The following is an 18,504-nucleotide window of genomic DNA, read 5'->3' as shown; positions in this document are numbered from 1 at the left end:
TGCCGCCCCCGAACCGGAGGCCACGGCGCCCCGGTCGGCCGGACTGCGCCCCGCTCGGCCCGGCGGTGCCCCCGGTCGCCCGGCGGCGCCCCGGCCGAGGTTGGCCGGGGCGCCGGGGCACCGGGGCGGGCGAGCGGCGCCGCCGGTCAGGGCAGCGCCTTCAGGAAGGGGCCGTGGTTGAGCCGGAACTCCCAGTTGTAGTAGCGGTCCCAGTTGATCGACCAGGTCATCAGGCCGCGGAAGTTGGGGTTGGTGCCGCTGCGCGGGGTGTACGACCCGCAGCTCTGGCCGCGTACCAGGCAGCTCACCGCCGCCTGCACGCCGGCCGGGGCGACGTAGCCGTTGCCGGCGCTGACCGAGGACGGCGCGCCGAAGGCGACCTGGTCCTCGCGCAGCGGCGGGAAGACGGCGTTGGCGTTGCCGGCCACCGGGAACCCGGCGAGCAGCATGTCGGTCATCGCGATGTGGAAGTCGGCCCCGCCCATCGTGTGGTACTGGTTGTCCAGCCCGACGATCGGTCCGGAGTTGTAGTCCTGCACGTGCAGCACGGTCAGGTCGTCGCGCAGCGCGTGGATCACCGGCAGGTACGACCCGGCGCGCGGGTCCTGCCCGCCCCACGGCCCCGGCCCGTAGAACTGGTAGCCGAGCTGGACGAAGAACGTCTCCGGCGCCATGGTGAGCACGAAGTTGGCCCCGTACCGCTGCTTCAGCGCGCGGATCGCGGAGATCAGGTTGACGATCACCGGTGTGGTGGGGTTGCGGAAGTCGGTGTCGCCGGCGTTCAGGTAGAGCGAGTGCCCCTCGAAGTCGATGTCCAGCCCGTTCAGGCCGTACCGGTCGATGATCGCCGAGACCGACCGGACGAAGGTGTCCCGGGCGGCGGTCGTGGTGAGCTGCACCTGCCCGTTCTGCCCGCCGATGGAGAGCAGCACCTTCTTGCCCTGCTGCTGCTTGGCGCGGATCGCGGCGATGAACTCGGCCTCGGTCTCGACGCCCGGGCACTCGGCAGCCGGGCAGAGCTGGAACCGGATGTCGCCGGAGGTGACCGAGGTGGGTTCGCCGAAGGCCAGGTTGATGATGTCCCAGTCGGCCGGCACGTCGGCCATCCGCAGGTAGCCGGAGCCGTTGGCGAAGCTGGCGTGCAGGTAGCCGATCAGCGCGTGCTTGGGCAGCCCACCCGGGGGTGGCGTGGTGGGCGGCGGTGTGGTGGGCGGCGGGGTCGTCGGCGGCGGCGTGGTCGGGGGCGTGCTGGTCGGCGGCGTCGTGGTGGGCGGGCTGGTCGGGCCGCCGCCGCCGCACGGCGCACCGTTGAGCGTGCAGTCGGTGGGGGAGCCGGCACCGGTGGCCAGGAAACCGAACGAGACCGAGGCGCCGGGCGCGATGGTGCCGTTCCACGAGCGGTTGGTGAAGGTGTGCCGCTGGCCGGCGCTGGTCACCGTGGAGTCCCAGTAGGACCCGAGCGTGGTGCCGGCCGGCAGGCTGAAGGCGACCTGCCAGCCGTTGATCGTGCCGGTGCCGCCGTTGGTGATGGTGTACTTGCCCTCCCAACCGGTGCCCCAGTCGGCGGTCTTGACGAAGGTGGCGGTCGGGCCGGCGGCCCGGGCCGGGGCGGCCAGGACGAGCGTGCTGGCGGCGGCGGTGGCGAGGGCCGCGACCGCGGCCAGCAACAGGTTTCGGGCAGGGCGACGCATCCGGACCTCCCGGTTCGAGGGCCGTCGGATCGACGGATGCACAATTATTAGGATTGTTAACTGTAGATGTCCAGCCCCCTGTCCGGCCCTCGGTGCCGCGGGTCCGCCCGGCGCAGGTGACCCGACGCCGGGGCGGCGGTGGCGACCGGCCTCCGCCGGCCATCAGTCCATCCCGGACGTCCGGCGGGGGATTTGTCGTACCCGGCGGTCACCATGCATCCATGGCTGTCCCCGCCCGCACCCCGCAGCCGGCCCCGCCGCGCTCGCTGCCCCTGCGCGAGGCGCGCACCCGGCTGACCCAGCTCGTCGCGCTCGCCGAGCTGACCGACACCGTCACCGTGCTCACCCGCGACCGCGACGCCCGTCCGGTGGCCGCGATCGTGCCGGCCGCCGCCGCCCGCACCGCCGCCCAGGCCCGCGCCGACGCCGACCGGCTCGCCGAGGTCACCGCCGGCTGGGCCCGCCGCCTCGACGAGCTGCACCGGCAGAGCGGCCGGCGGCACGCCGCCGAGCTGAGTACGCTCCGCACCGCGCTCGCCGAGGTCTGGGCCGAGCTGGACCGGCGGGTCGTGCCGGGCAGCGACCCCCGGCTGACCCGGCTGCGGGCCGCGCACGCCGACCTGCTGCCCCGCTGAGCGGTCCGGGCCGCCACCGGTCGCCCCACAGCCGGGTCATCCCGCGCCGAGCCGGAGATCGCCCGGACCTGGCGCCGATCGGTCCACGGGCCCGCGCCCGGATCGCCCCGGGCGGCCGGCCGACCGGGTCAGCCGCCGGCCGGGTACGCGTGGGTCTCGGCGGCCTTCACCGCCGCCCAGACCGGCTGCCCGGGCACCAGGCGCAGCTGGGCGGCGGCCGCCGGGGTGACGTCCGCGGCCACCACGATCGGGCCGTCCAACTGCACCCGCAGGTTGTCGCCGTGGCGCTGTACCCCGCTCACCCGGGCCGGCCAGGTGTTGCGGGGGCTGCCCTCGGGGCGGTCCGGGTGCAGGGCCACCGCCGCCGGCCGGAAGGCCACGAAGGCGTCCCCGTCGAGCCGCTCGGCGACGGTGAGCGCCAGGTCGTCGGCGACCCGGACGACGTGCCCCTCCGCCGTGCCGCGGTGCAGGTTCAGCCCCACCAGCCGGGCCACGTAGTCGGTGCGCGGCCGGGCGGTCACGGTGGCGGCGTCGCCCTCCTGCACCACCCGGCCGTCCTCGACGATGACCAGCCGGTCGGCCAGCACCAGCGCGTCCAGCGGGTCGTGGGTGACCAGCAGCGTCGCCCCCGGGTGGGCGGCCAGGTGCCGGTGCAGTTCGGCGCGGGTGTCCAGCCGGGTCCGCGCGTCCAGGGCGGCGAGCGGCTCGTCCAGCAGCAGCAGGGACGGCGTGACGGCGAGCGCGCGGGCCAGTGCCACCCGCTGGGCCTGCCCGCCGGAGAGCTGCCGGGGCCGCCGGTGGGCGTGCTCGGCCAGCCCCACCCGGTCGAGCCAGTCCATCGCCGCCCGGCGGGCGGCGCGCCGGTCGACGCCGTGCCGGCGGAGCCCGAAGGCCACGTTGTCCCGCGCGCTCAGGTGCGGGAAGAGCAGGTAGTCCTGGAAGACCACGCCGACCGGCCGGCGTTCGGTCGGCGTACGCACCCGGCGCCGGGGCCGGTCCAGGTCCACGCCGGCCAGCGTGACGTGCCCGTCGGTCAACGGGTGCAGGCCGGCGAGCGCGCGCAGCGCGGTGGTCTTGCCGGCGCCGTTCGGGCCGAGCAGCGCGACCACCTCGCCGGCGGCGATCCGCAGCGGCACGTCGAGGCGGAACGTGCCCCGGTCGGCGACGAGGTGGGCGTCGAGCAGCGCGGCGGTCACGGGCTGGTGATCCACCGGTCGCGCAGGGCGGCGAGGATGGCCACCGAGACGGTGAGCAGGATCAGGCTGAGCACCACGGCCGCCTCCAGGTCGGTCTCCAGCGCCAGGTAGACCGCCAGCGGCATGGTCTGCGTCCGGCCCGGGTAGTTGCCGGCGAAGGTGATGGTGGCGCCGAACTCGCCCAACGCCCGGGCCCAGCAGAGCACCGCGCCGGCGGCCAGCCCGGGGGCCACCAGCGGCACGGTGACGTGGGTGAAGGTGGTCCACCGCCCGGCGCCGAGGGTGGCGGCCGCCTCCTCGTAGCGCTGGTCCGCCCCGCGCAGCGCGCCCTCCACGGCGATGACCAGGAACGGCATCGCGACGAACGCCTCGGCGAGCACCACGCCGGCGGTGGTGAACGGCAGGGTGATGCCGAACGTCGCGTCGAGCCAGCCACCGAGCAGCCCGCGCCGGCCGAAGACCAGCAGCAGCGCCACCCCGCCGACCACCGGCGGCAGTACCAGCGGCACGGTGACCAGGGCGCGGACCAGCCGCCGGCCGGGGAACCGCACCCGGGCCAGCAGCCAGGCCAGCGGCACCCCGAGCAGCAGGCAGAGCAGGGTGGCCAGGGTGGCGGTCAGCAGCGAGAGCCGCAGCGCGGTGAGCACGCCGGGCTCGGCGAGCCGCCGCGGCAGGTCGGCCCAGGGCGTACGGGCCAGCAGCCCGATCAGCGGCAGGGTGAGGAAGACCAGCCCGAGGGCCGCCGGGAGCAGCAGCCCGACCGGGATGCCCAGGCGGGGCCGGGGCGGCCTGACCCGGCGCGGGGCCGGGGTGTCGGTGCGGGGCATCGGCGCTACGGGGCCTGGAACCCGGCCTCGGCGAGCACCGCCTGCCCTCGGCCGGAGCGGACGTACTCGACGAACGCCCGTCCGCCCGCCGGGTTCGGCGCGTCCCGGAGCGCGACGATCGGGTAGTCGGTGACGGCCCGCGCCGACTCGGGGAACTCGACGCCGGTCACCTTCGCCGCGGCCGCCCGGGCGTCCGTTCGGTAGACCAGGGCGGCGTCGACCTCGCCAAGCGTCACCTTGGACAGCGCCCCCTTCACGTCCTGCTCCAGGGTGACCGGGGTGAGCGCCACCGACGCCGCGTCCAGCGCGCTGCGCGCGGCCGCGCCGCAGGGCACCTGGTCGGCGCAGAGCGCCACCTTCACGCCCCGGTCCGCCAGGTCGGCGAGGCCGGTGATGCCCTTCGGGTTGCCGGCCGGCACGGCGATGACCAACTGGTTGCGGGTGAACGTGGCCGGCGTGCCGTCGGCGTTGCCGGCCTCGGTGACGGTGGCCATGGTGAGCGCGGCGGCCGAGGCGAAGACGTCGGCCGGCGCGCCCTGGTTGATCTGGGTGGCCAGCGCGGAGCTGCCGGCGAAGTTGAAGACCACTGTGGTGCCCGGGTGGGCGGCCTCGAAGTCCCGGCCGATCCGGGTGAAGGACTCGGTCAGCGACGCGGCCGCGAAGACGCTCACCGTGCCGGTGACGCCGCCGCTCGCGCCGGCCGGCCCGCCCGCCTGGTCGCCGCCGCACCCGGCGACCAGGGCGGCCACCGCGGCCCCGGCCAGGGCGACGCGTACCCGCCTCACGACGTGCCCCGACCGCGGCCGGCGCCGACCGGCCCGCCGCGCTCCACCACCACGGTGGTCGACTTGATCACCGCTACCGCCACCGCGCCGACCCGCAGGTCGAGATCGTCGACCGCCTCCCGGCTCATCAGCGACACGATCCGGAACGGGCCGGCCTGGATGTCGACCTGCGCCATCACGGTGTCCTTGACGACGTTGACCACGATGCCGCGCAGCCGGTTGCGGGCCGAGGAGGCGTCCGAGCGGTCGTCCGGGTCGGCCGCCTGCGACCGGGCGTACGCGGCCAGGTCGACCCCGTCGACCACCCGGTGGCCGTGCTCGTCGCGGACGGCGGCCAGCCGGCCGCCGTCGATCCACCGCCGTACGGTGTCCGGGCTGACGCCGAGCAGTTCGGCGGCCTCCCCGATCCGGAACCTCGTCACGGGCTCACCCTAGCCGACGCAGCTGCGAACCGGAACCGGGTGGGCGGCCCGCAGATCCCCGGTCAGCCGGCGCTTGCGCCTCGCACCTGCGGGTGGTGTCGGGACGTCCCGGCCGGCCCGGGACGTCCCGACCCGCCGGTCAGCAGTTGCGCAGTTCCGGGGACTGGTTGAGCAGCTGCCCCCGGGCGGAGACGAAGCCCCGGTACGCCGCGGAGTCGACGGCGGCCGGGCGGAACGCGGCCACCCGGTGGCAGTTCTGGAAGGCGAGCCGGACGTTGAAGTGCCGCTCCAGGCCACCCCGGATCGCGTCGCTCGCCATCGCCCGCAGCAGTTGACCGCGCTCGGTCTCGGTGGGTGGCGGGACGGCGTCGTCGGCGTGGTCGGCGCCGGTGGCCTCCAGTTCGGCCACCACCCGGCGCACCGTCTCGAAGGCGTACGGCAGGGAGTCGCGGACGCAGGCGACGAACTCGGCGTCGTCGACCGGGCCGCGCTCGGCGGCGTCCAGCAGGGCGGGCGGAACGGTGAGCGACATGGCTCCTCCTCGGGTGCAACGCTGATTGGCAATGAACACGGTTTCCATTACCGGCGTGCACTGAGGACACCACAGGGGTCGACGGGGCGTCAACAGGTTCCGGGCGCGTCGCATCGGCGGCGCGGGTCGGCCGCCGGCGGTGGTGGGGTGCGGGACGAGGTGTGCCGGGCGGTGTGCCGGGCGGTCAGCCGCGCCGGCCGCGCCCCTTCAGGTGCCGGCCCAGCTCGCGGGCGATCTCGCGGTTGGCGTCCCGCTCGGCCAGCGCCTGCCGCTTGTCGTATGACCGGCGGCCCTTGGCCAGGGCGAGTTCGACCTTGGCCCAGCCGTTGGCGAAGTACATCGACAGCGGCACCAGGGTCAGGCCGCCCTCCCGGACCTTCTCCCGGATCCGGTCGATCTCCACCCGGTGCAGCAGCAGCTTGCGGGTCCGCCGGGGCGCGTGGTTGGTCCAGCTGCCGAAGCCGTACTCGGCGATGTGCAGGCCGTACAGCATCAGCTCGCCGTCGCGTTCCTGGGCGAACGCGTCGACCAGCGACGCCCGGCCCTCGCGCAGCGACTTCACCTCGGTGCCGGCCAGCACGATCCCCGCCTCGTACGTCTTGAGCACCGTGTAGTCGTGCCGCGCCCGCTTGTTCGAGGCGATCAGGGTGCGGGTCTGCCGGGACCGGTCCACCCGGCGAAGGATAGCCGCCGGGTCAGCCGGCCCGGGCCTGGGCGGTGAGGCCGTCGAGCAGCCGGTCGACCGCGGGCGACCGGTGCCGCCCGGCGACCGTGGCCGCGTACACCTGCCGGACCGGTGCGTCGTCGGGGTGCAGCCGGAGCAGCACCAGGTCGGCCGGGGTGGCCCGGACGGCCAGCGCCGGCACGAGCGCGACCCCCAGCCCGGCCGCCACACAGCCCAGCTTGCCGGTCCAGTCGGCCGCGACGATGTCGATCCGGGGCCGGAAGCCGGGCGGCATGGCGGCCCGCATCAGCGGGTCGTCGGCGCCGGTCGAACCGGTGACGAACGAGTCGTCGGCCAGTTCGGCGAGGCGCACCGTGCGCCGCCGGGCCAGCCGGTGCCCGCGCGGCACCGCCACCAGCAGCCGCTCGTCGAGCAGGTGGCGCAGGTAGAAGCGGCCGCCGTCCAGCGGCTGGTCCGGCGGCGCGGTGACCACCGCCAGGTCGGCGTCGCCGGCGAGCAGCCGCTCCAGCAGGGCCGGCGTTCGCCCCTCCACCAGGGAGAGCGCCACCTGCGGGTGCGCGTCCCGGAACGCGGCCAGCGCGCGCGGCACGAGGGCCGCCATCGCGGTGGGGAACGCCCCGACCCGGAGCCGACCGGCGCCCAGCCCGCGCAGCGCGTCCAGTTCCCGGTGCACCGTGTCCAGCCGTTCCAGCACCGCCTCGGCGTGCGGCAGCAGGCAGCGCCCCGGTTCGGTCAGCGCGACGCCACGCGGCAGCCGGTCGAAGAGCACCACCCCGAGGTCGGCCTCCAGGGCGGCGATCTGCCGGGACACCGCCGACTGGGTGTAGCGGAGTTCCCGCGCGGCGGCGGTGATCGACCCGTGCCGGGCCACCGTGCGGAACACGTCGAGAGCGTGCGACTGCATGACCGGCAGGCTACCGCCAGCCATGCAACGCAAGCATGGCAGGCATCATCAACATTCGTTGGTGGCATCGGTCCGGAACTCCTACCGTTGCCGGCATGACAGAGATCGCCGTACTCGGCACGGGCCGGATGGGGGCGTCGATCGCCCAGCGCCTGCTGGACACCGGGCACCGGGTGACGGTGTGGAACCGCACCGCCGCCCGCACCGCCCCGCTCCAGCGGGCCGGCGCCCGGGTGGCCGCCGCCCCGCCCGACGCCGTCGGTCGGGCCGAGGTCGTCGTCACCATGCTCACCGACGCCGCCGCCGTCGACGCGGTGCTGTCCGGTCCGGACGGCGCGGCGCCGGCGCTGGCTCCGGGCGCCTGCCTCGTCGAGATGTCGACCATCGGCCCGGCCGCGGTGCGGGACCTGGCCCGCCGGTTGCCCCCGGCGGTCGACCTGGTCGACGCCCCGGTCGGGGGCAGCGTCGCCGCCGCCCGGGCCGGCCGGCTGCGGGTCTTCGCCGGCGGCGCCGGACCGGCGGTCGAGCGGGTCACCCCGGTCCTCGCCGCGCTCGGCAGCGTCCGGCACTGCGGCGACCTCGGCAGCGGCGCCGCGCTGAAGCTGGTGCTCAACACCGCGCTGCTGGTAGCGGTCACCGGGCTGGCCGACACGCTCGCGGTGGCCGGCGCGGTCGGCGTCGACCGGCGCACCGCGCTGGACGCGCTGGCCGGGGGCCCGCTCGCCGGCGCGCTGGCCCGGGCCACCGCCCCGGACGCCGACTTCCCGGTCGCGCTCGCCGGCAAGGACCTCGACCTGGTGCGGGACGCCCTCGACGGCCTGCCGGCACCGCTGGTCACCGCGGCCCGGACCGCGCTGGCCGCCGCCCCCGACCCCACCGCCGACATCGCCACCCTCGTCACCCTCGTCACCCGGGAGTCCCTGTGAAGCTCACCCTCGACAACCCGAGCACCGTCGCCGCCCCGTTCGGCGACCGCTTCGCCCACCTGGCCCGCCTCGACCTGGCCGGCGGGGGCGCCCTGCTCGTGCTCGCCGGTCAGGTGGCCGTCGACGACGCCGGTCGCGTGGTCGGGCCGGGCGACATCGTCGCGCAGTCCGAACGGATCTTCGAGATCGTCGGTGGGCTGCTCGCCGCCCACGGCGCGACCCTGGACGACGTGCTGCACATCCGGACCTTCCTCACCGACCTCGGTGACCTGCCCGGCTACGCCACGGTCCGGCGCCGGCTCTTCACCGCCGTACCGCCACCGGCCAGCACCACGGTGGAGGTGAGCCGGCTGTTCCTGCCCGACGCGCTGATCGAGGTGGAGGTGACCGCGGCCGTGCCGCCCGGGCGGGCCTGACCGCCGGGCGGACCGGCCCGCCCGGGCCGCCGCGATCCCGGCGATCAGCGCTACGCCTGCCGGCGGAGCCGCTCGGCCAGTTCCCGGACCGCCTCGGCGAAGCGCTCGTCGGACTCGCCCGGCCAGTGCCCGAGAATCGGCGGCGGGACGCTGTCGCTCGGCGGTGGCAGCACGTCCCACGGGTCGCGCAGCCGCCGGTCGACGGCGCCCGCCGGCCCGAGCACGGTCGGCGCCTCGCCCCGGCGGTGCGGGGAGAAGATCCAGCCGCCGATCTGGTCGGTGTCGCGCCACAGGTTCAGCCACCGCCAGCCGACCCGGTCGCCCACCTCGCGCAGCACGTCCGGGTTGACGTACTCGGGGAAGAGGCGGGTGTAGAGCCGGCGCAGCGGCGACCCGTACGTCAGCAGGGCCACCCGGCCGCTGACGTGCGGCGGCAACTGGAGCACGGTCGCGGCGAGCAGCACCGAGCCGTGACTGTGCCCGGCCAGCAGCACCCCGACGCCGCTCTCGGCGAGGTAGGTGATCCGCCGGCTCAGCTCCGGCACGGCCCGTTCCGCGTAGCAGGGCGGCGCGAACGGATGGGCGGCCCGCGGCCAGAAGGTGCCGAGGTCCCACACCACCCCGATGTACCGGCGGAACTCGGCCGTCCGGTAGGCGAAGATGCCCCCCACCACCAGGACCAGCACCACCGCCGCGACCACGTAGCTGCCGATGCCGATGCCGAAGTTGACCATGCCGGCCGGCAGCCCGAGGTACCGCTGGACGAAGTCGCCCGGATGGATGCCGACGAGCCCGAGGACGCTGGTGGCCATGCCGAGCGCGATCAGGCAGGCGTACACCGCGGCGAGCGGCTCCAACCGCTCGGTGAACCGGGCCCGCGCGATCGTCCGGGTGACCTGCCGCAGCCGGGGCGCCGCCTCGGGCGGGGCGTCGGGGAAGTCCCGGGCGACGGTCGCCGCGGCGGCGCGCAACCGACGGCGCCGGGTGGTCACGGTGACCAGCGCGGCGGCGAACACCATGGCGAGCACCGCGAGGAAGAAGCCGAAGATCGCCCACTTGTACATCAGCGGCGGGCTGAGCAGCACCCGGTCCGCGGTCGGCTCGTTGCGGTCGAGGAAGTCCGCCACCCGGTAGACCAGCTCGGCGGAGAACGCCGCCGCCAGGCCGGTGGCGGCGGCCGCGATGATCGGCGCGCCCAGCCCGCGCAGCGGCCCGCCGCCGCGCCGGCCCCGCGGCCGCCAGCCGCTGCGGCGGACCCGCAGCCACAGCACCAGCGTCCCGAGCCCGGCCAGCAGGACGGTCTGGAAGACCAGCAGGTACGTGACCATCTCCCCGTGCCCGGGCAGGCTGACCACGTCGGGCCAGGGCGCCCGGTGCGCCGCCACCGCGACGAGCACCAGGACGGTCAGCCCGCTGGCGGTGAACCGGAGCCAACGGGCCACCCGGTCGACCCCCCGGCCCGCGTCGGTCTGGTCGATCACCGGATGCGCGCAGACCAGCGCGAGACAGGCCACCAGCACCGCGCCGGTGGCCACCGAGAGCGCGACGGTGGCGGCGGAGGCGTCCGCCCGGGCCCGCGCGGTGAGCAGGGCGGCGTCCAGCGTGCCGAACGCGGCCGCGACGTGGATCGACCGCAGCCGCCCGACCAGCGGCGCGGCGTCCCACTGGCCCACCGCACTGAGCTGGTGCACGCTGGCGGTGGTGGCGGCCGGCGCCCGGAACGCGTCGAAGTTGCGGCCCGGGCGGGCGCCGAGCCGCCAGACCAGACCGATCGCGGCGATCGGCACGATCGAGAGCACGGCCAGCCGCAGCCCGGCCGGCCGGTCGCCGAGCCAGGACAGCCAGGTGCGCTCGGTGAGGCACTGCGGCGACGCCAGGCACCGCCAGGCGACCAGGTCCAGCGCCACCCCGACGATGGAGAGCACGTACAGGGCGGTCAGCGAGAGCGCCAGCACCCGGCAGAGCGCCTTGATCACGAGTTCGCTGCGACCCAGGCCGCGCGGACGCATCCAGATCGCCACGTTGCAGAGCATGAAGGGCAGCAGGAAGACCAGCGACAGCGTCCGGATCGCGGTGCCCGAGGGCAGGTCGCTCCAGCGGTACGCCTCCAGCACCACCCCGGCCGGCCCGCGGGTGTCCGGGTAGCCGGGGCGCGGCCGGAAGAAGCCGCCGCTGCGGTCCCCGGCCACCTGTGTCACGTTCGGGCGGTCCAGCACCTGGTCGGCGCCCGCGCCGGACACCCCGTGCACCCGCAGCTCCACGACGTCGTGCGACGTCGCCGGTCCATCGGACATCGGCCCCCCGAGACGTCACCGGCCACCGCCGGCCCCGGTGCCGCCAGCCACCTGGCGCCGCGCCCGTCTACCCGCCCCGCGGCCGGTCAACCGTGCCGCCGCGCCGCCCGCCCCACAGCCGGCCACCCGCGGTGCTGCGGCGCCGGGCCGGCGGGTGGTTGGATCACGCCATGGCGAACCCGGTGATCCTGAGCATCGACGACGACCCGGTGGTGTCCCGCGCGGTCGCCCGCGACCTGCGCCGCCGCTACGGCGACCGGTACCGGGTGGTCCGGGCGGCCTCCGGCGCGGAGGGGCTGACGGCGCTGCGGGAGCTCAAACTCCGGGGCGAACAGGTGGCGGTGCTGCTGGCCGACTACCGGATGCCGGAGATGAACGGCATCGAGTTCCTGGAGACCGCGATGGACCTCTTCCCGGCCGCCCGCCGGGTGCTGCTCACCGCGTACGCGGACACCGACGCCGCGATCGACGCGATCAACCTCGTCGACCTGGACCACTACCTGCTCAAGCCGTGGCACCCGCCGGAGGAGAAGCTCTACCCGGTGGTCGACACGCTGCTGGAGGCGTGGGCGGCCAGCCCGGACGCCACGGCGACCGAGATCCGGGTGGTCGGCCACCGCTGGTCCGCCCCCTCGTTCGCGGTGCGCGACTTCCTGGCCCGCAACCTGGTCCCCTTCCGCTGGCTGCTCGCCGACGATCCGGAGGGCGTCCGGCTGCTCGCCGCGGCCGGGGCGACCGAGGCGGACCTGCCGCTGGTCGTCACCGGCGAGGGCAAGGCGTTGATCGCCCCGACCGAGGCGGAGCTGGCCGGGCTGGCCGGGCTCACCGTGGTGCCCGCGGCCGACTTCTACGACCTGGTGGTGGTCGGCGGCGGCCCGGCCGGCCTCGGCGCGGCGGTGTACGGCGCCTCCGAGGGACTGCGCACGGTGCTCGTCGAACGCCGGGCCACCGGCGGGCAGGCCGGGCAGAGCAGCCGGATCGAGAACTACCTGGGCTTCCCGGACGGGGTGTCCGGCGCGCAGCTGACCGACCGGGCCCGCCGGCAGGCGCTGAAGTTCGGCGCCGAGCTGCTCAGCACGCGCGAGGTGGTGGGGCTGGCCGAGGCCGGCTCGGCCCGGCTGCTGCGCTTCGGCGACGGCACCGAGATCGCCGCGCACACCGTGGTGCTGGCCACCGGCGTCTCCTACCGGGTGCTCGACGCCCCCGGCCTGGCCGAGTTCACCGGGCAGGGCGTCTTCTACGGCTCCACCGCCACCGAGGCGCCCAGCTGCGTGGAGCAGGACGTCTACATCGTGGGCGGGGCCAACTCGGCCGGCCAGGCGGCGGTGCACTTCGCCCGGTACGCCGCCCGGGTGCACCTGCTGATCCGGGGTGCCGACCTCACCGCCTCAATGTCGCGTTACCTGATCGACCAGCTCGACCGGATCGACAACGTCGTCGTGCACCCGCACACCGTGGTGGCCGGCGGCGCCGGCAACGGCCACCTGGAACGACTCACCCTCTGCGACACCCGCAGCGGCCAGGCCCGCACCGTGGACGCGTCCTGGCTGTTCATCTTCATCGGGGCGGAGCCGCGCACCGAATGGCTCGACGGGGTGGTGCTCCGGGACCGGCGGGGCTTCGTGGTCACCGGGCCGGACCTGGTCACCGACGGACGACGCCCGCCCGGCTGGGCGCTGTCGCGGGATCCGTACCACCTGGAGACCAGCCTGCCGGGCGTCTTCGCCGCCGGCGACGTACGGGCCGAGTCGGTGAAACGGGTCGCCTCGGCGGTCGGCGAGGGCGCCATGGCCGTCTCGCTGGTGCACCGCTACCTGGAGGCGCAGTGACCACCCCGACCGACCGGCTGACCCCGGACCAGCTGCGCACCCTGTTCCTGTTCGAGGCGCTCGACGACGGGCAGCTCGGCTGGCTGGCCGAGCACGGCCGGGTGGAGCAGCGCGCCGCCGGCACCGTCGTCTACGCCGAGGGCGAGCCGGCCACCTGCTTCTTCGTCCTGCTCCGCGGGGCGGTGACGCTGAGCCGGCGGGTGCACGGCGACGAGGTGGTGGTCACCCGGACCGGCCAGCGCGGGGTGTACGGCGGGGCCACCCAGGCGTACCTCGACGACCAGGCGGAGCAGGTCTACCGCAACACGTTGCGGGCGGTCGACGCGGCGGAGTTCTTCGTGCTCCCCGCGGAGAGCTTCGCGCACGCCGTGCGCTCCTGGTTCCCGATGGCGATGCACCTGCTGGAGGGGCTGTTCATCGGGATGCGGAACGCCCAGACCATCGTCGGCGAGCGGGAACGGTTGCTGGCGCTGGGTTCCCTCTCGGCGGGGCTGACCCACGAGCTGAACAACCCGGCGGCTGCGGCGGTCCGGGCCACCTCGGTGCTGCGCGACCGGGTGGCCGGGATGCGGCACAAGCTAGCGATGATCGTCGACGGGCGGCTGGACGGGCGGGCGCTGCACACGCTGGTGGAACTCCAGGAGGAGGCGGTCGCCCGGGTGGCCGCCGCGCCGCAGCTGAGCCCGATGGCCGCCGCGGACGCCGAGGACGCGCTGGCCGACTGGCTGGCGGAGCAGCGGATCGACGCCGGCTGGGACCTGGCGCCGACGCTGGTCGCCGGCGGGCTGGACGAGGAGTGGCTGGCCCGGGTGCGGACGGCGGTGGGCGCGGCGGACCTGGAGGCCGCCGTACGGTGGTTGACCTACACGGTCGAGACCGAGCTGCTGATGCGGGAGATCGGCGACGCCGTCACCCGGATCTCCGGCCTGGTCGGCGCGGCCAAGCAGTACTCGCAGCTGGACCGGGCGCCGTACCAGGTGGTCGACGTGCACGACCTGCTCGACGCCACCCTGGTGATGTTCAAGGGCAAGCTGCCCGCCGGGGTCCGGCTGGTCAAGGAGTACGACCGCGGCCTCCCGCCGGTTCCGGCGTACGCGGCCGAGCTCAACCAGGTCTGGACCAACCTGATCGACAACGCGCTCGGCGCGATGGGGGAGAAGGGCACGCTGACCGTCCGGACCGGGCGCGACGGCGACCTGCTCGCGGTGGAGATCGCCGACACCGGGCCGGGCATCCCGGCCGACGTGCGCCCGCGCATCTTCGAGCCGTTCTTCACCACCAAGCCGGTCGGCACCGGCACCGGCCTGGGGCTCGACATCTCGTACCGGATCGTGGTCCACAAGCACCACGGCGACATCCGGGTCGAGTCCGCCCCCGGCGCCACCACCTTCCGGGTGCTGCTGCCGCTGACCGCGCCGGCGTCCGATCCGGAGCCGGCGCCCTGACCCGACCCGGCCGACACGCCGTTGGCACGCGCGTTCGACACGCCGTGTACGCGGCGACACGGGTCGGTCGCTGTCGGTAGTCTCGGGCGGCGTCCGGTTCACCCGCGTCCGCCCGGGAGGGTCCGTGGAGTCGATCGCCCGCCAGCGCCACCCGTCCGAGCCGGGCGACCCACCGGCCGAACCGCCCGACGACACCGCCACCGGCTCGGTCCTGCCCGAGCTGGAGGACTCGGCCTGGATGCACCACGCCACCGAGTTCGCGCACACCAGCTTCCGGGCGGTGGCCCGCCGGTTGCCCCGGCTGGTGCGCGAGGCGGTGGCGCTGGCCTGGGCCACCAGCCGCCGGGACACCGTCGCCTCCATCGGGTTGAACGTCGCGGCCGGGGTGATGACCACGTTCGGGCTGCTCGCCACGACCAGCGTGCTGCGCGAGCTGTTCGCCGCCGGTCCCACCCCGGACCGGGTGCGCGCCGCGCTGCCGGCGCTGGTACTGGCCGCCGCGGCGGTCTCCGCCCGGGGTGGCCTGCTGATCGCGGCCGGCTGGGCCCAGGCCCGGCTCACCCCGCAGATCAACTACGAGGTGGAGCTGCGGCTGTTCGAGGCCACCACGGCGGTCGACCTCGCCGCGTTCGACGACGCCGGCTTCGCCGAGGAGATGGACCGCGCCCGCGAGCGCGGGATCACCGAGGCGGCGTACATCGTGGACCACACGGTCAACCTGGTCACCGGGGTGGTCGGGATGGTCGCCACCGCGGTCGCGGTCGCGGTCATCCAGCCGGTCCTGCTGCCCTGCCTGCTGCTCGCGGCGGTGCCGGAGGCGGTCACCGCGGTTCGGGTGGCCCGCCGGCAGTACCTGGCCATGCTGGCCCGGATCACCCGCCGCCGGCGGATGTGGATGCTGGCCCACCTGATGGCCAACCGGCACACCGCGGCCGAGGTGCGCGCCTACCAGATGCGCGGGTTCCTGATCGCCGAGTACCGCCGGGTGATGGCCGTCGAGACCCGGGCCCAGCTGCGCCTGGTCCGGTCGCAGACCGGCACCCGGGTGGCCGGGGCCAGCGTCGCCGGGCTGGCCGCCTTCGGCGTCTACGCCGTCCTCGGCGCGCTGCTGCTCGGCGGGCTGGTGGCGCTCGCCGCGGCGGCGACCGCGCTGCTGGCCATCCAGTCCGCCCGGACCAGCCTCGGCGTCGCGGTCCTCGCCACCAACTCGCTCTACGAGGACGCCCTCTACTACCAGGACTACCGCGACTTCTTGGAACGCGCCAGCGGCCGGATACCGGCCACCGGCGGGCGGGCCGTCGACGGCTTCGACGTGATCGAGCTCGACCGGGTCAGCCTGCGCTACCCGGACACCGCCCAGCCGGCCGTCGACGAGGTGAGCCTCACCCTGCGGCGGGGGCAGGTGATCGCGCTGGTCGGCGAGAACGGCTCCGGCAAGACCACCCTGGCCAAGCTCATCGCCGGCCTCTACCGGCCGACCGGGGGCACTATCCGGTGGGACGGCGTGGACACCGCCGACCTCGACCCCCGCGCCGTCGGCGAGCACGTGGCGGTGATGACCCAGGACTGGTGGAAGTTCCCGTTCACCGCCGGGCAGAACATCCGCATCGGCCGCCACGACCGGCCACCCGGGCGGCCCGGGCCGAGCGTGCGGGACGCCGCCCGCGCGGCCGCCGCCGACGAGGTGATCGACAACCTGCCGTACGGCTACGACACGCTGCTGGACCGCGAGTTCAAGAACGGCCACGACCTCTCCGGCGGGCAGTGGCAGCGGCTGGTCGCCGCGCGCGGGCTCTACCGCGACGCCGCGCTGCTGATCTGCGACGAGCCGTCCGCCGCCCTCGACGCCCGGGCCGAGCACGCGCTCTTCCAGCACCTGCGCCGGCACCCGGACCGGGCGGTCGTCCTGATCACCCACCGGCTGGCCAACGTCCGGCACGCCGACCAGATCTTCGTGCTCGACCAGGGACGGCTGGTCCAGCACGGCACCCACGACGAGCTGATGGCCGCCGACGGCCTCTACCGGGAGCTGTTCGACCTCCAGGCCAGCGGCTACCTGGCCGGCGCACCGGGGTCCGGCGACAGGGTCGCCCGCTGACCGGCCCGCTCGCCGCCCCCGCCCGGTGTTGACCTCCAGTGCACTCGAATTCCTAGCGTGGGCGGCGCCGCCGGCGGAACCGCCGCCGGGGCGGACACCGCGAGGAGCACCACCATGCGTTACCGGGTACTGGGCGGCACCGGCATCGAGGTCAGCGTCCACGCCCTCGGCACGATGATGTTCGGCGCGGTCGGCAACCCCGACCACGACGACTGCGTGCGGATCATCCACGCCGCGCTCGACCGGGGGATCAACCTGGTCGACACCGCGGACATGTACTCGGCCGGGGAGAGCGAGCAGATCGTCGGCCGGGCGCTGCGCGGCCGGCGTGACGACGTCGTGCTCGCCACCAAGGTGCACTTCCCGATGGGGGAGGGCCCCAACCGGGGCGGGAACTCGCGCCGCTGGATCCTGCGGGCGGTGCACGACAGCCTGCGCCGGCTGGGCACCGACTGGATCGACCTCTACCAGGTCCACCGCCCCGACCACACCACCGACGTCGAGGAGACCCTCGGCGTGCTCAGCGACCTCGTCCGGGCCGGCACCATCCGGGCCTTCGGCTGCTCGACCTTCCCGGCCGAGGAGATCGTCGAGGCCCAGCACGTCGCCGAGCGGCGCGGCCTGGGTCGGTTCCGCACCGAGCAGCCGCCGTACTCGATCCTGGCCCGGGGCATCGAGGCCGACGTGCTCCCGGTCTGCCAGCGGTACGGCATGGGGGTGCTGGTCTGGAGCCCGCTCGCCTCCGGCTTCCTCTCCGGCCGCTACCGGCAGGGCCGTCCGGTGGACCTGGCGGCGGGGCGTCCGGCGCTGACCCCGGCCCGGTTCGACCCGGCACTGCCGGGCAACGCGGCCAAGTACCGGGCGGTCGAGCAGCTGGTGGAGCTGGCCGACGGCCTCGGCCGGACGCTGCCGGAGCTGGCGGTGGCGTTCACCGCGGCCCACCCGGGCGTCACCTCGACGATCATCGGCCCGCGCACCATGGACCAACTGGACGGGCTGCTCTCCGGCGCCACGCTGACCCTGGACGACGCCACCCTGGACCGGATCGACGAGATCGTCCCGCCGGGCACCAACCTGTACCCGCCGGACGGCGTCTGGCGTCCGCCGGCGCTGACCGACCCGGCCCGCCGGCGCCGGCCGGTCGCCGAGCGCTCCGCCGCCTGACCCGGCGCGCCGGGCGGCACGCCGCGGGCGGGTCCGTCGGGGCGGGTCGGCGCGGCGGGTGACAATGCCGGGGTGGATCACGCGGATCTGGTCAGGTTGAGCAAGCGGATGTCGCTCGCGTTGCGGCACCAGCCCGGCCGGTTCGGCCTTGCGCCCGACCGGGCGGGCTGGGTGCCGGTCGCGGAGTTCCTGGCCGCGCTGCGGATCGACCGGGCGGATCTCGACGCGGTGGTGGCCGGCAACGACAAGCAGCGGTTCGCGGTGGAGCGGGGCCCGGACGGCGTGGAGCGGATCCGGGCCAGCCAGGGGCACTCGTTCCCGGTCGACCTGGGGCTGGTGCCGGTGCCGCCGCCGGACACGCTCTACCACGGCACCGGCGCGGCGGCGGTGGCGTCGATCCGGGCCACCGGGCTGCACCGCGGCGGGCGGCACCACGTCCACCTGTCGCCGGACGTGGAGACCGCCCGCCGGGTGGGCGCCCGGCGGCCGGGCACGGTCGTGGTGCTCACCGTCGACGCGGCGGCGATGGCCCGCGACGGGCACGTCTTCTACCGCAGCGCCAACGGCGTCTGGCTCACCGACGCGGTGCCCGCCCGCTACCTGACCGGCACCCACTGACGGCGCACCGGGCCGGACCGGCCACCGCCCTGCCCGC

Annotated in this window: 17 protein-coding genes; 8 read left to right on the top strand and 9 right to left on the bottom strand. The window is 75.5% G+C overall.

Annotation, left to right across the window (positions count from 1 at the left end):
* Positions 1–146: 146 nt before the first annotated feature.
* A complete protein-coding gene (locus tag SM577_RS27290; RefSeq protein ID WP_474588320.1) occupies positions 147–1,670 on the bottom strand; it encodes a chitinase in 1,524 nt (507 codons plus the stop codon).
* A 242-nt stretch (positions 1,671–1,912) separates the two neighbouring features.
* Between SM577_RS27290 and SM577_RS27285 the strand changes: the two genes are divergently transcribed.
* Positions 1,913–2,326 carry a type II toxin-antitoxin system Phd/YefM family antitoxin gene (locus SM577_RS27285; protein ID WP_302919835.1) on the top strand — a complete coding sequence of 138 codons (414 nt, stop codon included), beginning with the start codon at positions 1,913–1,915 and terminating at the stop codon, positions 2,324–2,326.
* A 128-nt stretch (positions 2,327–2,454) separates the two neighbouring features.
* On the opposite strand, the gene SM577_RS27280 is transcribed toward SM577_RS27285, so the two are convergent.
* The 7 genes from SM577_RS27280 to SM577_RS27250 all read right to left on the bottom strand — a co-directional run bounded on the left by SM577_RS27280 (position 2,455) and on the right by SM577_RS27250 (position 7,677).
* A complete protein-coding gene (locus SM577_RS27280) occupies positions 2,455–3,522 on the bottom strand; it encodes an ABC transporter ATP-binding protein (RefSeq protein WP_474588319.1) in 1,068 nt (355 codons plus the stop codon).
* Positions 3,519–4,349 (bottom strand): ABC transporter permease, encoded by an 831-nt coding sequence (locus SM577_RS27275; RefSeq protein ID WP_474588307.1) that lies wholly within the window; start codon positions 4,347–4,349, stop codon positions 3,519–3,521. The genes SM577_RS27280 and SM577_RS27275 overlap by 4 nt, the downstream gene beginning before the upstream one ends.
* 5 nt (positions 4,350–4,354) lie before the next feature.
* The gene (modA, locus tag SM577_RS27270; protein ID WP_474588306.1) at positions 4,355–5,134 is read right to left on the bottom strand and encodes a molybdate ABC transporter substrate-binding protein; all 780 of its coding nucleotides are present in this window, start codon (positions 5,132–5,134) and stop codon (positions 4,355–4,357) included.
* A complete protein-coding gene (locus SM577_RS27265) occupies positions 5,131–5,556 on the bottom strand; it encodes a TOBE domain-containing protein (RefSeq protein ID WP_474580988.1) in 426 nt (141 codons plus the stop codon). Before SM577_RS27265 ends, modA begins: the two co-directional genes overlap by 4 nt.
* A 139-nt stretch (positions 5,557–5,695) precedes the next feature.
* A complete protein-coding gene (locus SM577_RS27260; protein ID WP_302919831.1) occupies positions 5,696–6,088 on the bottom strand; it encodes an SCO5389 family protein in 393 nt (130 codons plus the stop codon).
* 184 nt (positions 6,089–6,272) lie between these two features.
* Positions 6,273–6,761: an SsrA-binding protein SmpB gene (smpB, locus tag SM577_RS27255; RefSeq protein ID WP_474580987.1), complete on the bottom strand. Its 489-nt coding sequence runs from the start codon at positions 6,759–6,761 to the stop codon at positions 6,273–6,275.
* Between the two features lie 22 nt (positions 6,762–6,783).
* Entirely contained in the window at positions 6,784–7,677 is an 894-nt protein-coding gene (locus SM577_RS27250; protein WP_474588305.1) for a LysR family transcriptional regulator, read from the bottom strand.
* Positions 7,678–7,772: 95 nt separating this feature from the next.
* Here SM577_RS27250 and SM577_RS27245 point away from each other — a divergent pair, with 95 nt between their 5' ends.
* Both SM577_RS27245 and SM577_RS27240 read left to right on the top strand, forming a co-directional pair.
* Positions 7,773–8,603: an NAD(P)-dependent oxidoreductase gene (locus SM577_RS27245; RefSeq protein WP_302919828.1), complete on the top strand. Its 831-nt coding sequence runs from the start codon at positions 7,773–7,775 to the stop codon at positions 8,601–8,603.
* On the top strand, positions 8,600–9,019 hold the full coding sequence (locus SM577_RS27240; RefSeq protein ID WP_302919827.1) for a RidA family protein: 420 nt from the start codon (positions 8,600–8,602) through the stop codon (positions 9,017–9,019). Before SM577_RS27245 ends, SM577_RS27240 begins: the two co-directional genes overlap by 4 nt.
* A gap of 50 nt (positions 9,020–9,069) precedes the next feature.
* On the opposite strand, the gene SM577_RS27235 is transcribed toward SM577_RS27240, so the two are convergent.
* Entirely contained in the window at positions 9,070–11,313 is a 2,244-nt protein-coding gene (locus tag SM577_RS27235) for a hypothetical protein (RefSeq protein ID WP_474588304.1), read from the bottom strand.
* Between the two features lie 170 nt (positions 11,314–11,483).
* Here SM577_RS27235 and SM577_RS27230 point away from each other — a divergent pair, with 170 nt between their 5' ends.
* The 5 genes from SM577_RS27230 (at position 11,484) to SM577_RS27210 (ending at position 18,467) form a co-directional block, all read left to right on the top strand.
* The gene (locus SM577_RS27230) at positions 11,484–13,142 is read left to right on the top strand and encodes an NAD(P)/FAD-dependent oxidoreductase (protein ID WP_302919825.1); all 1,659 of its coding nucleotides are present in this window, start codon (positions 11,484–11,486) and stop codon (positions 13,140–13,142) included.
* Positions 13,139–14,587: an ATP-binding protein gene (locus SM577_RS27225; protein WP_474588303.1), complete on the top strand. Its 1,449-nt coding sequence runs from the start codon at positions 13,139–13,141 to the stop codon at positions 14,585–14,587. Before SM577_RS27230 ends, SM577_RS27225 begins: the two co-directional genes overlap by 4 nt.
* A 124-nt stretch (positions 14,588–14,711) precedes the next feature.
* Positions 14,712–16,685 carry an ABC transporter ATP-binding protein gene (locus SM577_RS27220; protein WP_474588302.1) on the top strand — a complete coding sequence of 658 codons (1,974 nt, stop codon included), beginning with the start codon at positions 14,712–14,714 and terminating at the stop codon, positions 16,683–16,685.
* Between the two features lie 114 nt (positions 16,686–16,799).
* Positions 16,800–17,849, top strand: coding sequence for an aldo/keto reductase (locus tag SM577_RS27215; protein ID WP_474588301.1), 1,050 nt, complete (start codon positions 16,800–16,802; stop codon positions 17,847–17,849).
* A 72-nt stretch (positions 17,850–17,921) separates the two neighbouring features.
* Positions 17,922–18,467: an RNA 2'-phosphotransferase gene (locus tag SM577_RS27210; protein WP_302919821.1), complete on the top strand. Its 546-nt coding sequence runs from the start codon at positions 17,922–17,924 to the stop codon at positions 18,465–18,467.
* The last annotated feature ends 37 nt before the right edge of the window (positions 18,468–18,504 follow it).

The sequence above is a fragment of the Micromonospora desertarenae genome (assembly GCF_056150265.1).
Note: the sequence above shows the minus strand (reverse complement) of the source record. Positions and strands in the feature narration are given on the sequence as shown.